Source organism: Hydrogenophaga sp. 5NK40-0174, from assembly GCF_040372165.1.
Lineage (GTDB): Bacteria > Pseudomonadota > Gammaproteobacteria > Burkholderiales > Burkholderiaceae_C > Hydrogenophaga.
Map to the genome: position 1 here is coordinate 1174804 of NZ_BAABWG010000001.1, position 15575 is coordinate 1190378.

The following is a 15575-nucleotide window of genomic DNA, read 5'->3' on the forward strand; positions in this document are numbered from 1 at the left end:
GGAGCGGGTTCAACCCAGCATTCGGGTCAAATCATTGAATAGCGCGACAGCCATCAGTGCCATCAGGACGGCGACGCCTCCTCGCTGCAGGCGTTCGAGCCAAGCGTCGGAGACTCCTCGCCCAGTCACACCCTCCCAAAGATAATACATCAGGTGCCCTCCATCGAGGACCGGCAGGGGCAACAAGTTGAGTACACCCAGGCTGACACTGATGAGTGCCAGGAACACCAAGTATTGTGTCATGCCACGCTCGGCAGATTTGCCTGCAAACTCGGCAATGGTCAGTGGACCGCTGATGTTCTTGATCGATGCTTGCCCGATCACCATTCGCCCCATCATTTTCAGGGTCAGCCAGGACACATCCCAGGCACGTTCCAGACCGCCTGCAAAGCCTCGCCAGAGACCGTACTGAACCTCTTTCATGGCCGGAGGTTCGCCAATGTTCGCTCCGATGCGCCCTTCCCAGCCGTCTTCGACCTTCTCTGGCCGTACTGTCAGCGCCAGGCTGAGCCGCTGATCTTCCCTGAGCACATCCCAGCTGGCAGGAATGGCCTCGCCATTGCCTGAGACAGACGCCTCGATACGGCGCCGAAGATCAATCGCATCCAGGACGGGCTCTCCGCCGATGGACAACACCCGGTCGCCCTCGCGCAAGCCCGCGGCCATCGCGGCTCCGTCGGGCAGCACCTCACCAATCATGGGCGCCATGTATGGGGCCACGACACCGATCCGTTCGAACATCTTGCGATCGGCTTCCGGCTCTACCAGCTGGCTCAATCCAAGCGTCACCGTCGATGCCTGGCCACCTTCACGCTTGGCCACCCACAAGGTCATGTCCTGCCCGTCGAGGGCAGCCTGCGTCATGCGCCAGCGCAGGTCATCGAAAGAGGCCACCGGGATCATCTCTCCCCGGTCGAAGGCCACACCCTCGACCCAGTCGCCGCTTTGCAGGCCTGCCTGGGCAGCAAGAGACGCAGGGGGTGGGGAGGAAAGGACAGCCTTGGGCTCCATCACGCCCAGCCAGTTGACCGCGGCATAGAGCACGACAGCCAGGGCCAGGTTGGCCAGAGGACCGGCGGCGACCACAGCCGCCCGCGCCCGCAGTGGCTGGGTGTTGAACGCCAGATGCCGCTCAGCGGCGTCAACAGGCGCTTCACGCTCATCGAGCATGCGCACGTAGCCGCCCAGCGGCAACGCTGCAATGACAAACTCGGTCTCGCTGCCCTGGCGGCGCCAGCTCAGCAGAGGTTTGCCAAAGCCAATGGAGAAGCGCAGCACCTTGATGCCACACATCACGGCCACCTTGTAATGGCCGTACTCATGGATGGCAATCAGCAAGCCAAGGGCCACGACGAAAGAAATCGCCGTCTGCAGAAAATCCAGCATCTGCAAGTCACTCCGTGTGAGAACGCCGCCAGCCCGGAAAGGGTCTGATCACGGCTTCAGATTGTCGATTTCATTCCGGGCGAAAGCCCTTGCCTGACCATCAAGCGCCATCAAGTCTTCCACCGACCTCGGGTTGGAGGGCAAAACGCCCTCCAAAGTTGCAAGGTTGATGCGATAAATCTGGTCAAAGCGCAGCTGCCTGTCCAGAAATGCACCCACCGCTTCTTCGTTGGCCGCATTGAGCACTGCCGTGCTGCCCTCCGCGCCTTCCATGGCATTCCATGCCAGGCGCAAGCAAGGGAAGCGCTCAAAGCTGGGCGGCTCGAACGTCAGGCTGCCCATGGCCGTGAAATCCAGCGGCGCAGCACCCGAGGTCATGCGCTCTGGCCAGGACAGGCCGTAGGCAATCGGTACCCGCATGTCCGGTGTACCCAGCTGGGCCACGATGGACGCATCATGAAACTGCACCATGGAGTGCACAACGCTCTGCGGATGGATCACCACCTCTATGCGATCGCCTGGCATGCTGAACAGATGGTGGGCTTCAATGACTTCCAGCCCTTTGTTCATCATGGTGGCGGAGTCGACCGAGATCTTTCGACCCATGTCCCAATTGGGGTGCGCGCAAGCCTCCTCGGGCGTCACCGAAGACAACGTCGCCGGATCGCGCTGGCGAAACGGTCCCCCCGAGGCGGTAAGAATGATCTTCTGCACCCTCCGCTCCCACGTAGCGGCATCATCGGGCAGCGACTGGAAGATCGCGGAATGCTCGCTGTCGATCGGCAGCAGCGTGGCGCCGCCACGCCGCACGGCCTCCATGAACAGCCCGCCGCCAACGACCAGTGCCTCCTTGTTGGCCAGCAGGAGCTTTTTGCCTGCCCTTGCCGCCGCGAGGCTGGGCGCGAGACCTGCAGCGCCCACAATGGCCGCCATCACTGCATCGACTTCTGGGGCGCTTGCGACCTCGCACAGCGGCTCAGTGCCGCAAAGGACTTCCGTGGCCAGCCCCTCGGCACGGACCGCCTCACGCAGACGGTCTGCCGCGCCCTGGTCCTGCATCACGGCAATCGAAGGCGAAAAGGCCTTGATCTGCTTGAGCATCAAGCCATCCTGGCGAGCTGCCGTCAAGGCGAACACCCTGTATCGCTCAGGGTGCCTGGCCACCACATCGAGGGTGTTGGTGCCGATGGAGCCCGTCGAGCCCAGAACCGCCACCGTTTCAATTGCGCTCATGTTCTTGATTTTTGTTTCAGAGGCTGATCAGCCACATCGCCACAGGCAGCACCGGCAGCAGGGCATCCACCCGATCGAGAACGCCTCCATGACCTGGCAGCAGCCGGGAAGAGTCCTTGACGCCGGCGCTGCGCTTGACCAATGACTCGATGAGGTCTCCCACGACACTCATGGCAACCAGAGCAGCAACTGCGGCCACAAACCATGGCCAGCCCAGATTTCGGAGGTGGCTGAAAAGACTAAGGCCATCGAGCCATCCCTGGCCGTCAAACCAGAGCCAGCCGAATGCCAGTGCCAATACCCCGACCGCGCCGGTGATCGCACCTTCCCATGTCTTGCCCGGGCTGATGGAAGGCGCCAGCTTGTGGCGCCCCATTGTCTTGCCACCAACGTAGGCAAAGATATCGGCTGCCCACACCAGGGTGAGGACCGACAGCAGAAATGGCAAGCCATGTGCTTTGGCCTGAACCAGGGCCAGCCAGGCAGCCCCCAGCAGGAACAGACCCAGAACCAGGCGTATGGCAACGGGCCAGGTCTGCCAGGCAGTCACGCCTTTGATGGGCAACACAATGGAAAGTACAGCCCACAACACCGCCGTCACCCACCAGATCACGGTCCAATCGGCATCCAGCCCACCTGACCACCACATCAGTGCCAGGCCTGCGGTCGTAACCGCGGCCCAAGCCAATGCCCGACCACCTTTCTGGCCGTTGAGTCTTGCCCACTCCCACGCGCCCGCACAGATCAGGACAAGAGCCACAACGACAAAGGGGGCTGGAGCCGGATAGAAAAGCGCTGGCAGCAGCACGAGCAAGAGCAGCACTGCAGTGATGATCCGCTGCTTAAGCATGCTCACGCCCCTCCGACTTCCCTTGCGCCGACGGATTCGGGCGAGTGACCTGCTCGGACGTCAGGCCAAACCGGCGCTCTCGGCCGGCGAAGTCGGCCAGTGCTTCATCGAGCGCAGCTTCATCGAAATCGGGCCACAGGCGATTGGAAAAATAGAGCTCTGCATACGCAGCCTGCCAGATCAGGAAGTTGCTGATGCGCTTTTCGCCACCCGTTCTGATCAGGAGGTCGGGATCAGGAACATGGGCCAGAGCCATGTAGCGGTCAAGCACGGCTTCGGTCAACGCCTCTCCTGCCTCAGCGGCACGGCGGGCAGCTTGGGCAATGTCCCATCGGCCGCCGTAGTTGAAGCAGACATTGAGAATCAGTTTGTCGTTCTGTTGCGTCTGGGTTTCGGCTTGTTCGAGTCCTGCTCTGAGCTTGTCGGACAACCCCGAACGTTCGCCGATGAAATGAATGCGAACGCCTGCGCGGCTCAGGGACGGCACTTCTTTGGCCAGCGCTGTTGCCAGCAGTTGCATCAACCCTGAGACTTCCTCGTCCGGGCGGTTCCAGTTCTCGGACGAAAAAGCAAAGACAGACAGGACTCGGACACCCCGCGCACCCACGGCTTCCACCATGCGCCGCAAGGAGGTGACTCCCTGCTTGTGTCCTGCGACACGCGGCAGCATCCTTTTCTTGGCCCATCGTCCGTTGCCATCCATGACGATGGCAATGTGATGAGGGCGAAAGGCGGGCTGCTCTGGCATCGAGGCGGTCAAATCTGCGTCTGTTGAATGATCGATCAGCTGGCGGAGGGTCAGACCTCCATGATGTCCTTTTCCTTGGAAGCGACCAGCTCGTCGATCTCGGAAATCCGCTTGTCAGTCATCTTCTGAATATCGTCCTGGGAACGACGGTCATCATCCTCCGTCACTTCCTTGTCCTTGAGCATGCGCTTGACCGCTTCGTTCGCGTCGCGGCGGATATTGCGCACGGCCACCTTGGCGTGCTCACCCTCGGACCGCACCAGCTTGGTCATTTCGCGACGACGCTCTTCCGTCATTGGTGGCATGGGGACCCGGATCAGGTCACCCTGGGCGGCCGGGTTCAGGCCGAGGTCCGAGTCACGAATGGCTTTTTCGATCTTTGCACCCATGCCCTTCTCCCATGGGGATACACCGATGGTGCGGGCATCGAGCAGAGACAGGTTGGCCACCTGGGAAATGGGCACCATGGAGCCGTAGTAGTCCACCTCGACCGTGTCCAGAATCTGGGGATTGGCGCGTCCCGTCCGGATTTTGGTGAGGTTACCTTTGAAAGTCTCAATGGACTGCTGCATTTTTCGTTCAGCAGTGGATCGGATATCGGAAATGCTCATGGTGGCTAACTCCTCGAATACTCAGTTATTGTCTTGACGCGGCCGACTCAAACGTGCACCAGCGTTCCTTCATCCCCACCCAGCACCACGTTGCGCAGCGCTCCTGGTTTGAAGATCGAAAACACCTTGACGGGCAAATTCTGGTCGCGGCAAAGGGCAAATGCGGTGGCATCCATGACAGCCAGGTTCTTGGCCATGGCTTCGTCAAAGGAGATGGTCTGGTAGCGTGTTGCCTCGGGATCCTTCTTCGGATCAGCGGTGTACACGCCGTCGACCTTGGTGGCCTTGAGCACCACTTCAGCGCCTATCTCCGAGCCGCGCAGTGCTGCTGCCGTGTCGGTTGTGAAAAACGGGTTGCCGGTACCTGCCGCAAACACCACCACCTTGCCTTCTTCGAGGTATTGCAGTGCCTTGGGCCGGACATAGGGCTCAACGACCTGCTCGATACCGATGGCCGACATCACGCGGGCCACGACGCCGGCGTTTTCCAACGCATCAGCCAAAGCCAGTGAGTTCATGACTGTCGCCAGCATCCCCATGTAGTCGGCTGTGGCACGGTCCATGCCGACCGAACCACCAGCGACGCCACGGAAGATATTTCCACCACCGATGACAACGGCAACTTCCACCCCGAGCCGGGTCACTTCGCCAATCTCTTCGACGATCCTGACGATGGTCTCGCGATTGATGCCGAAGGCATCATCACCCATCAGGGCCTCGCCCGACAATTTCAACAGAATCCGTTTATAGGCAGGCATGTAGGCTTTCCTGGGAAATATTGGAGTTTTGAGTTGGCAACTTGGGTAGTGTAGCGAGCACGAGCACCATTTTCGTGCTACCCCGTCAATTTTCCGTCAGTTCGAGACGGGTACATAGCACAACGGGCCACTAGGGCCCGTTGTGCTTTTTGCAGTGTGGAAGCGGACAAACCGCTTCTGCATCAGCTGCCTTGGGCGGCAGCAACCTGGGCGGCGACCTCAGCGGCGAAGTCGTCAACCTTCTTCTCGATGCCTTCACCCACGACATACAGCGTGAAGCGCTTGACTTCGGTGTTGGAGGCCTTGAGGTACTGACCAACGGTTTGCTTGCCGTCAGCGGCTTTGACAAACACCTGGTCCACCAGAGAAACCTCCTTGAGGTACTTGGTCACCGAGCCTTCCACCATCTTGGCGACGATGTCGGCAGGCTTGCCAGATTCGGCAGCCTTGGCAGATGCGACAGAGCGCTCACGCTCGATCAGTTCTGCTGGCACGTCGGCGCTGGACAGAGCCACAGGTTTCATGGCCGCGATGTGCATGGCAACGTCTTTCGCAGCCGTGGCATCACCGGTGTACTCCACCATCACACCAATGCGGTCGCCGTGAACATAGGATGCGACCTGACCACCGTCAGCGAAGCGCTCAAAGCGGCGGAAGCTCATGTTCTCACCGATCTTGCCAATCAGGCCTTTGCGAACGTCTTCCAGCGTCGGGCCGTAGCTGTCCTGGCTGTGGGCGAGCGCAGACAGTGCTTCGATGTCGCCAGGGTTGTTCTTGGCCACCAGCTCGGCAGCGGCGCTGGCCATGCCCAGGAAGCTCTCGTTCTTGGTGACGAAGTCGGTTTCGCAGTTGACTTCGAGCAAGGCACCAGTGGCGCCATCGACGAAGGAAGCGATCACGCCTTCAGCAGTGACGCGGGAGGCGGCCTTGCCAGCCTTGGTACCGAGCTTGACGCGCAGGATTTCTTCAGCCTTGGCCATGTCGCCGTCGGCTTCGGTCAGTGCTTTCTTGCACTCCATCATTGGGGCGTCGGTCTTGGCGCGCAGTTCGCCGACCATGCTTGCGGTAATTGCCATGTTCAGTTCTCCATTGACCACAGCACCTGAAGCAGGGGCTGTGGAAGATTGAAATTGCGGTTTGAGGCGGCTGTGAAAAAGGGGCTACTCGAGCCCCTCTTTTCAGACAGATGGGCGATCAGGCAGACGCTTCGTCTTGCACTTCGACGAACTCGTCTTCGCCTTCTGCGCTCTTGACAGCTTCCACCACGTCGTTGACAGCGCTGTTACGACCCTCGAGCACTGCATCGGCAATGCCACGGGCGTACAGGGCCACGGCACGAGCGGAGTCGTCGTTGCCAGGGATGACGTAATCGATTCCGACAGGCGAGTGGTTGGTATCGACAACACCCACGAGCGGGATGCCCAGCTTCTGGGCTTCAGCCACAGCAATCTTGTGGAAACCGACGTCGATCAGGAAGATGGCGTCCGGCAGAGCAGCCATGTCCTGGATGCCGCCGATATCCTTCTCCAGCTTCTCCATTTCACGCGAGAACATGAGCTGCTCTTTCTTGCTCATGTTCTCGAGGCCGGCTTCTTTCTGAGCCTGCATGTCCTTCAGTCGCTTGATGGAGGTCTTGACCGTCTTGAAGTTGGTCAGCATGCCGCCCAGCCAGCGCTGGTCAACGTAGGGCATACCTGCACGACGGGCTTCCTGGGCCACGATATCGCGGGACTGGCGCTTGGTGCCGACCATCAGGACGGTACCGCCGTTGGCGATGATCTGACGCACGTACTTGGCAGCGTCCTGGAACATCGGCAACGTCTTCTCGAGGTTGACGATGTGAATCTTGTTGCGATGGCCGTAGATGAAGGGGGCCATCTTGGGGTTCCAGAAGCGGGTTTGGTGGCCAAAGTGGACACCGGCTTCCAGCATTTCACGCATGGAAATCGACATGATGATGTTTCCTGAGGTTAGGTCTTAAATCCGGCCCCGATCGCTGAGCGCTCCCGGTTTGAGAGCGGCAGCAACACCCGGATGGGCCGGTTTGCGATTTTTGCCCCGCGCTGGATCTCCTGACGCTCAGGCAGCAAAGCCGCCTAAAGACACAGGTGAACGCAAAACGCGGAACCGAACGAGTATAGCACGCCTACGGCAGTGCAGCATAGCCACTGGCCGACCGGTCAAAAGTCACCGAAATGCAGTACGCTCAAACGGAAATTCCTGCTCAGGCCAATGTTGGCCTGCAGCATTCCCACCCTTATCAGGAGAACACCTCATGGGTATGTTTACGTTCATCAAGGAAGCTGGCGAAAAGCTGTTCGGGATTGGCGAGGCCAAAGCAGATCCGGCACCGGCCGCAGCCCCGGCAACGAAACCCGACCTGACAGAGGTGAACCAGAAGGCAGGAAAGGCCATCGAGGCATACATCGACTCCATGAACCTCAAGGTCGAAGGCCTGGATGTCGGCTATGACGGGGCCACCGGCACTGTCACAGTGGCCGGTATCGCCCCGGATCAGGCCACACGTGAGAAAGTGGTGCTGTGCTGCGGCAACGTCGCCAACGTCACCCAGGTCAGCGATCTGATGAGTGTCAGCTCTCCTGAGCCGGAGTCGAAGATGTACATCGTGGTCAAGGGCGACAATCTCTCCAAGATCAGCAAGATGTTCTATGGCACTCCCAACAAGTACATGCAGATCTTCGAGGCCAACAAGCCCATGCTCAAGCACCCGGACAAGATTTACCCGGGTCAGGCATTGCGTATTCCGGCCGAGTGACCTGAGAACTGCCGCGATCGTCTCAAGGTGACAAGCGACACCGATTCCCGCCCCTCAGCGCGATTGCTGGACGTTTTCGCCGGAGGCACGCCCCTGCCCCTGCATGACGTCGCCGCCTCCCGAGCCTGGGAAGCCGCCAGCGCCAAAGTGCTGCCTCCACACACACTGATGGCGCGCGCAGGCTTGGCTATCGCGCGCGTGGCTCTGGCGGTATGCCCTCACGCTCGCCACATCTGGGTTGCCTGCGGACCGGGCAACAACGGAGGTGACGGCTTTGTGGCCGCAACCCATTTGCACCAATGGTCCCGATCCAAGGGGCTTGGCCAGCAGATCACGGTCAGCCTGCACGGCCGGGAAGAGACGCTCCCCGAAGACGCCAGGTGGGCTCTGACCCAAATGAGAGAAGCCGGGCTGGACCTCAGCCCTCCTCCTTCCGCCGGCGGGTGGGACATGTGCATAGACGCCCTCCTCGGCATCGGTGGCAACCGCATACCGGCAGGCGATCTACTGGCGCCATGGGAAGCTTTGCGCAAAAGCGCCAAGCCGGTGATCCAGGTCGATATACCGAGCGGGCTGCTGGCTGACAGTGGCGCATGGCCACCTGGCGACATCCCTCTCACTCCACCGGGTGCTGAGCGGCACACTTTGTGCCTGCTGAGTCTGAAGCCCGGCGTGTTCACCGCGTCTGGGCGGGATGCAGCCGGTCGCGTCTGGTACGACGACCTCGGCACACAACCGCCCGCCAGCCTCGCACCAACAGCCTGGCTGTGCGGACAAGGATCGGCACTGCGACCGGACCGGCCACACGCGTCGCACAAAGGCAGCTTCGGTGATGTGCTGGTTGCAGGAGGGCAGCGCCCTTCCGCGGACAAGGCCGGCATGGCAGGTGCTGCGATGTTGGCGGCCCGGGCAGCCCTGCACGCTGGCGCTGGCCGGGTCTATGTCTGCTCGATCGGCGGCGACACTTCGCCCGGCGAGATTTCATGGGACCCCGCTTGCCCGGAGCTGATGTTCAGACGCGTGGAGCAATGCCTGGCTGACCCGCAACAGCTGGCCTCGCCACGCACGGCCGTGGTCTGTGGATGCGGTGGAGGCCACAGCATTCGGCAGCATTTGCCCGCCTTGCTCTCGCGGACTGCCAGACTGGTGCTGGACGCAGATGCGCTCAATGCCATTGCTGACGATCCGGGCCTGCAGGCCCTGCTCAGCCAAAGGCGGGACCGCCCCGACCGGCTGACCGTCCTGACGCCCCACCCTTTGGAAGCCGCCCGGCTTCTGGGAATGGGCATCGCAGATATTCAGGAAAACCGTTTGACCCGGGCGACCGAGTTGAGCCAACGGTATGGCGCACTGGTGGTGCTCAAGGGGTCGGGAAGCATCGTGGCAGCCCCGGGCGAGGCACCATGGATCAACCGCAGCGGAAATGCCCGCCTGGCGACCGCGGGCACTGGCGATGTGCTGGCCGGCATGATCGGCGCTGCACTGGCGGCTTGCGAGCTGGCGGAGGACATGCCTTCCCTGGTTCGGGATGCCGTCTGGCGCCACGGGCATCTGGCAGACACCTGGCCCGATCACGGCGCCCGCCTGACCGCTGGCGCCCTGGCCGTTCTCGCAGGCTAGCTCAACACTCGCCCGCGGTGTTCGGCCAAACCAGGCATCAGAGGTTAAGCGCCATCATGATGACCTGCAGCAGGATCACAAGGATCAGGACGCTCAGGTCAACCCCTCCAATGGCAGGCACCACCTTGCGGATAGGCCTGAGCAGTGGCTCGGAGAATCGATGCAGCACACCCATGGCTGGTGCCTGGGGTTGCACCCACGACAGCACGGCATAGATCAGCAAGATGATCATCAGGCCGCGCAGGACGACCATCAGCAAGAACTTGCCTGCCTGGAGCAGGATGGCCAGCAGCCACGCAACGGGCGAGACCATGGTCGATGGAGCCCACAAAGACAGCACAATGCCCGAGAAGGCGATGGACAGCAAAATGGCGGACATCAGGCTGCCCCAGTCCAGCCGGCTGTCGAGCAGCGGCTTGGGCAACACCTTGCGCACCGGCTTGACAACCCAGTCGGTAACGGCCATGACAAACCGGCCGGGCTGAACCGACATCTGGATTCGCAGATAGTTCATCCACGAGCGCATCAGGGCTGCGCCCACCAGAATGAAAAAGAAGGTCTCAAGCAGGAAATGGACAATGTTCATTGGGTAGCGTTCAGATCGTTTCCGTTCAGATGGATACCGGACTCAAAGGCAAATTGGAAAATTGGAAAATTGGAAAATTGGAAACAGGCTATCAAGGCAGGTGAAATTGCTCACTTGCGACGTGACTTGCGGGCCTTGCCCAATGCAGGTCTGCTCCCCTTGGTCGACTTTGCAGCTTTGGCCGATTTCTTGTCGGCGGCTTTCTTGACTGAAGCGCGCAAGTCCTGCTTTTCTCCATCCCGGTGAGGTCGTTTGCGGCCTGCCGAGCCATTGCCGCCGTTCTTGTCGCGCATGGCCCTGAGGATGAGCTCTTCTTCATCGTTGACAAGGCGGAAGTCGATGCGCCGCCCATCCAGATCGACCCTGCTGACCTGAACTTGAACCTTGGTGCCCAAGGCGTAGCGGATACCGGTGCGCTCACCGCGCAGTTCCTGCCGAGCTTCATCGAAGCGGAAGTACTCGCCCCCCAGCTCTGTGATATGGACCAGCCCTTCCACGTACATGGCGTCGAGCGTCACGAAAAGACCGAAGCTGGTGACGGACGTGACCGTGCCCGAAAACTCTTCGCCCAGATGCTCGCGCATGTACTTGCACTTGAGCCAGGCTTCGACGTCGCGGCTGGCCTCGTCAGCGCGTCGCTCGTTGGCGCTGCAGTGAAGACCCGCAGCCTGCCACGCAAGCGTATCTGCCGAGAGCTTGCGCGCCGGCTTGGCCGGCATACTGGCGGAACGGCTGGCCAGACGCTTGCTCAGCTTGGCATGCGCTTCGCCCGGCTTGGGCAGCTCAGGCAATTCGTAGCGCTCTTTGCCCAGAATGGCCTTGATCACCCGATGGACCAGCAGATCGGGATACCGCCGGATCGGACTGGTGAAGTGCGTATAGGCGTCATAGGAAAGGCCGAAATGCCCGCTGTTGATCGGCGTGTAGATGGCCTGCTGCATGGAGCGCAGCAGCATGGTGTGGATCTGCTGTGACTCTGGTCGGTCTTTCGTGGCTTCAGCGATCCGCTGAAACTCGGACGGATGCGGGTCCTCGCTGATGGTTTGCGGCACACCCATGGTGCGCAGGTAGTTGCGCAAGATCTCCTGCTTCTCCGGTGTTGGACCTTCGTGCACACGGAACAGGCCCGCGTGCTTGCTTTGGGAGATGAAGTCAGCCGAACAAACGTTGGCCGCCAGCATGGCTTCTTCGATGACCTTGTGAGCATCATTGCGTGTACGAGGCACGATCTTCTCGATGCGACCCGCATCATCACAGACGATTTGCGTCTCGACCGTTTCGAAATCGACCGCCCCTCTTGCCTGGCGTGCAGAGAGCAACGCCCGGTAGACATCGTGCAAGTTCAGCAAGTGAGGCACCAGCGGCTTGCGCTGGGCAGCTTCAGGCCCTCTGGTGTTCTGAAGAATGGCTGCCACTTCGGTATAGGTCAATCGTGCATGGCTGTGCATGACCGCCGGATAGAACTGGTAGGCATGGACTTCGCCTTTGGCGTCAATCAGCATGTCACACACCATGCAGACGCGGTCTACGTCCGGGTTCAGCGAACACAAGCCGTTGGAGAGTTTTTCCGGCAGCATGGGAATGACCCGCCGCGGAAAATACACGGATGTGGCGCGGTCATAGGCGTCGATATCGATGGCCGAACCTGTTTCCACGTAGTGACTCACGTCCGCAATGGCCACCAGCAATCGCCAGCCTTTGCCCCTGCCGACCTTGTCTGGCTGGCAGAACACGGCGTCGTCAAAGTCACGCGCGTCTTCGCCATCGATGGTAACCAGAGGCACATCGCGCAGGTCAACCCTGGCGCGCCGGTCGCTGGCGCGGACCTTGGTTGGCAGCGCGCGGGCCTGAGCCATCGCCGCTTCGGAGAACTCGTGGGGCACACCGTACTTGCGTACGGCAATCTCGATTTCCATGCCCGGGTCATCGATATCACCCAGCACTTCCTTGACCCTGCCCACCGGCTGTCCATAGAGCGCAGGTGGCTCGGTCAGTTCGACGACGACCACCTGGCCCGGGTTGGCCGACCCTGTGGCGCCCTTGGGCACCAGCACGTCCTGTCCATACCTTTTGTCTTCGGGCGCGACCAGCCATACGCCACTTTCCTGCAGCAGGCGGCCAATGATCGGCGAGTCCGAGCGCGAGACAATCTCGGTCACCCGTCCCTCTGGGCGCCCCCGGCGGTCTGTGCGCACCACCCGGGCCTTGACCCGGTCCTTGTGGAGCACGGCGCGCATTTCGTTGGGCGGCAAATAGACATCGGGTTGCCCGTCATCACGGACCACAAAACCGTGCCCGTCACGGTGGCCAGCGACCACCCCTTCAAACTCGGACAAAAGATCAGATTTTTGATTCTGGTTCACTTGCACTTGGTGTTTTTTCTATGTTATACTTCCAGCTTCCCTGAGATGCCCAGGTGGCGGAATTGGTAGACGCACTAGTTTCAGGTACTAGCGCCGAGAGGCGTGGAGGTTCGAGTCCTCTCTTGGGCACCAATGATAAAGATAAAGGCTTGCAATCCATCGGTTGCAGGCCTTTTTTCTTTGCCTGTGCCAAAGAGGTGTTTTCTGAGGCGTTGTCTGCGCATGCTGCCCGGTGCGTGGCGCCGCTCACGGCATGCGCAACCGGGCCACCAGACACTGGAAGGGAGCCACCCTGCATCAAGTCAAGAGCATGTCGCCGATGTGGACTCAAACCGGCTGCCCTATGAGATCGTGCCCTTCGGTTCCCACGATCAAGGCCTTGGTGAACTCACCGACTTTCATTGTCTTGCTGACCTTTTGCGGAGGAAGCAGTTTGACCACCCCATCGATTTCAGGGGCATCAGCGAAACTGCGCCCCACCCCGCCTTTGCGACCCATGGCCGGCGCCGAGTCAACCAGCACCTGCATGGTGGCACCAACACGGCGCTCCAGCTTGGCAATGGAGACAGCCTCAGCCACCTCCATGAACCGGGCTTGCCGCTCGTTTCTCAGCTCGTCAGGCAATGCACCGGGCAGCTCGTTGGCCTTGGCACCTTCCACCGGCGAATAGGCAAAACAACCAGCCCTGTCGATCTGGGCTTCTTTCACGAAGCTCAGCAGGTCATCAAACTCCGCCTCGGTTTCACCCGGAAAGCCCGCAATGAACGTACTGCGGATCACCAGTTCCGGGCAGAGCTCGCGCCAGCGTGCAATGCGCTCGAGATTTTTCTCACCACTGGCTGGGCGTTTCATGCGCTTGAGCACATCGGGGTGACTGTGTTGCAGCGGGACGTCCAGGTAAGGCAGGCACAAGCCCTGGGCCATCAAGGGAATGACATCGTCCACATGCGGATATGGGTAGACGTAGTGCAGACGCACCCATGCGCCATACCCGTCCGCCAGCTTGCCCAGGGCTTCGACCAGGTCGTACATGCGGGTCTTGACCGGGCGACCATCCCAGAAACCGGTGCGGTACTGGATGTCCACGCCATAGGCTGAAGTGTCCTGGCTGACCACCAGCAACTCTCTGACGCCCGCCTCGAACAGCTTCCGAGCCTCGCTCAGCACGTCGCCAATCGGACGGCTGACGAGATCCCCTCGCATGGAGGGAATGATGCAGAAGGTGCAGCGGTGGTTACAGCCCTCACTGATTTTCAGATAGGCATAGTGTTTGGGCGTGAGCTTGATGCCTTGCGCAGGCACGAGATCCACGAACGGATCGTGAGGCTTGGGCAAGTGGGCATGGACCGCGTCCATCACCTCCTGCGTTGCATGGGGCCCCGTCACGGCCAGCACGCTGGGGTGCACCTGCGAGACCATGTTTCCCCCGTCTTCGCCAGCACGAGCCCCGAGGCAACCTGTCACGATGACTTTGCCGTTCTCGGCCAGGGCTTCACCGATGGTGTCCAGGCTCTCCTTGACCGCATCATCGATGAAACCACAGGTGTTGACGATGACAAGGTCAGCGCCGGCAAACGACTTGGATGTCGCATAGCCTTCTGCGCTGAGCTGGGTCAGGATCAGCTCGGAGTCTGTCAGGGCCTTGGGGCAACCCAGACTGACAAAGCCCACTTTGGGGCTGGAGGAAATTTGCTTTTCGGTCATGGTTCCGATTGTCTCAGACCCGGCCGCACCGGACTGAAGCAATCGGCTCAATTACCGCTTCAGTCCAAACGCAGCCAGCACCTGCTCGCTGTTTTTTTGCATCTGCTCCTGCATCTGGGTAAATGCATTGCGCGACTGCTCAAGATAGGTTCCCATCATGCCCTGCATCATGGGAGATTGCATGTTCATGAACTGCTGCCACATTTCCGGCGTCACGGACTGGGACTGCTCGCTCATCTTGTTTTGCAGGTCCATGAAAATCTGGACGTTCTTCTCCAGGTAGGAGCCCATGAAATCCTGCATGGAATGGCCGTAGAAACGGATGATGTTGGCCAGCACCTGCTCCGAGAAGATCGGTACGCCAGCCGTTTCCTCTTCCAGAATGATCTGCAGCAGGATGCTTCGCGTGAGATCTTCATTGGTCTTCGCATCACGCACCACGAAGGGCTCGTTGCTCATGACCAGACCCTTGACTTCGGCCAGGGTGATGTACGAGGAGGTGTCGGTATCGTAGAGACGACGGTTCGGGTACTTCTTGATGACCCTGATGCCATCCTCGCTCTTCTTGGCCGTGCCGGCCTTCTTTTTCTGCACGCTCATGTGGCTCCAGCTCGTTTTCACCCCCGGAGGATCCCGTGGGCTTCGGACACCATTGTAGAAAGAGCGACGCCGCAGTGCAGCATGGGTTTTCCCTGTGAGTTTCCCCGCAATCACTGGAACATTGGCATTGACGCCAAGCCTTGGAGCGGCCCACAAAAAAGCCCGCTGACAGCGGGCCTGCATGCTGCGAATCTGAATACAAGCTGGTAGGCGCGATTGGATTCGAACCAACGACCCCCACCATGTCAAGGTGGTGCTCTAACCAACTGAGCTACGCGCCTGCTTGCGATCAGTTCGAAGACATAGATTATAGCATTGATTTTTTGGCTGTGTCCATCTT

General features: G+C 60.3%; 14 protein-coding genes and 2 tRNA genes. 3 read left to right on the forward strand and 13 right to left on the reverse strand.

What is annotated here, in order from left to right:
- Positions 1-9: 9 nt before the first annotated feature.
- The 8 genes from rseP to rpsB form a co-directional block, all read right to left on the reverse strand.
- Complete coding sequence (gene rseP, locus ABWV89_RS05415; protein WP_353395026.1) at positions 10-1386, reverse strand: RIP metalloprotease RseP; 1377 nt, start codon at positions 1384-1386, stop codon at positions 10-12.
- Positions 1387-1434: 48 nt separating this feature from the next.
- Positions 1435-2619: a 1-deoxy-D-xylulose-5-phosphate reductoisomerase gene (gene ispC / locus ABWV89_RS05420; RefSeq protein ID WP_353395027.1), complete on the reverse strand. Its 1185-nt coding sequence runs from the start codon at positions 2617-2619 to the stop codon at positions 1435-1437.
- A 16-nt stretch (positions 2620-2635) separates the two neighbouring features.
- Positions 2636-3469 (reverse strand): phosphatidate cytidylyltransferase, encoded by an 834-nt coding sequence (locus ABWV89_RS05425; protein ID WP_353395028.1) that lies wholly within the window; start codon positions 3467-3469, stop codon positions 2636-2638.
- Positions 3462-4217 carry a polyprenyl diphosphate synthase gene (uppS, locus tag ABWV89_RS05430; RefSeq protein WP_353395030.1) on the reverse strand — a complete coding sequence of 252 codons (756 nt, stop codon included), beginning with the start codon at positions 4215-4217 and terminating at the stop codon, positions 3462-3464. The genes ABWV89_RS05425 and uppS overlap by 8 nt, the downstream gene beginning before the upstream one ends.
- A gap of 50 nt (positions 4218-4267) precedes the next feature.
- Positions 4268-4828, reverse strand: a complete 561-nt coding sequence (gene frr / locus ABWV89_RS05435) for a ribosome recycling factor (protein ID WP_353395032.1) — start codon at positions 4826-4828, stop codon at positions 4268-4270.
- A gap of 47 nt (positions 4829-4875) precedes the next feature.
- Positions 4876-5586, reverse strand: a complete 711-nt coding sequence (gene pyrH / locus ABWV89_RS05440; protein WP_353395033.1) for a UMP kinase — start codon at positions 5584-5586, stop codon at positions 4876-4878.
- Between the two features lie 182 nt (positions 5587-5768).
- On the reverse strand, positions 5769-6662 hold the full coding sequence (gene tsf, locus ABWV89_RS05445) for a translation elongation factor Ts (RefSeq protein WP_353395034.1): 894 nt from the start codon (positions 6660-6662) through the stop codon (positions 5769-5771).
- A gap of 118 nt (positions 6663-6780) precedes the next feature.
- On the reverse strand, positions 6781-7539 hold the full coding sequence (gene rpsB, locus ABWV89_RS05450) for a 30S ribosomal protein S2 (protein WP_353395035.1): 759 nt from the start codon (positions 7537-7539) through the stop codon (positions 6781-6783).
- 322 nt (positions 7540-7861) lie between these two features.
- On the opposite strand from rpsB, the gene lysM reads away from it, so the two are divergent.
- Positions 7862-8362 carry a peptidoglycan-binding protein LysM gene (gene lysM, locus ABWV89_RS05455; protein ID WP_353395036.1) on the forward strand — a complete coding sequence of 167 codons (501 nt, stop codon included), beginning with the start codon at positions 7862-7864 and terminating at the stop codon, positions 8360-8362.
- A gap of 27 nt (positions 8363-8389) precedes the next feature.
- Positions 8390-9982 carry an NAD(P)H-hydrate dehydratase gene (locus ABWV89_RS05460; protein WP_353395038.1) on the forward strand — a complete coding sequence of 531 codons (1593 nt, stop codon included), beginning with the start codon at positions 8390-8392 and terminating at the stop codon, positions 9980-9982.
- Positions 9983-10019: 37 nt separating this feature from the next.
- Here the strand turns inward: ABWV89_RS05460 and ABWV89_RS05465 are convergent, their stop codons facing one another.
- Together ABWV89_RS05465 and rnr are read right to left on the reverse strand one after the other, a co-directional pair.
- The gene (locus ABWV89_RS05465) at positions 10020-10568 is read right to left on the reverse strand and encodes a YggT family protein (protein ID WP_353395039.1); all 549 of its coding nucleotides are present in this window, start codon (positions 10566-10568) and stop codon (positions 10020-10022) included.
- A 110-nt stretch (positions 10569-10678) separates the two neighbouring features.
- Positions 10679-12904 carry a ribonuclease R gene (rnr, locus tag ABWV89_RS05470; RefSeq protein WP_502903137.1) on the reverse strand — a complete coding sequence of 742 codons (2226 nt, stop codon included), beginning with the start codon at positions 12902-12904 and terminating at the stop codon, positions 10679-10681.
- A 74-nt stretch (positions 12905-12978) separates the two neighbouring features.
- Here rnr and ABWV89_RS05475 point away from each other — a divergent pair.
- Positions 12979-13063 (forward strand) — tRNA-Leu (locus ABWV89_RS05475).
- 195 nt (positions 13064-13258) lie between these two features.
- Here the strand turns inward: ABWV89_RS05475 and rimO are convergent.
- The 3 genes from rimO to ABWV89_RS05490 form a co-directional block, all read right to left on the reverse strand.
- Entirely contained in the window at positions 13259-14635 is a 1377-nt protein-coding gene (gene rimO / locus ABWV89_RS05480; RefSeq protein ID WP_353395041.1) for a 30S ribosomal protein S12 methylthiotransferase RimO, read from the reverse strand.
- A gap of 51 nt (positions 14636-14686) precedes the next feature.
- Positions 14687-15235: a polyhydroxyalkanoate synthesis repressor PhaR gene (gene phaR / locus ABWV89_RS05485; RefSeq protein WP_353395042.1), complete on the reverse strand. Its 549-nt coding sequence runs from the start codon at positions 15233-15235 to the stop codon at positions 14687-14689.
- 204 nt (positions 15236-15439) lie between these two features.
- Positions 15440-15516 (reverse strand) — tRNA-Val (locus ABWV89_RS05490).
- Positions 15517-15575: the final 59 nt, after the last annotated feature.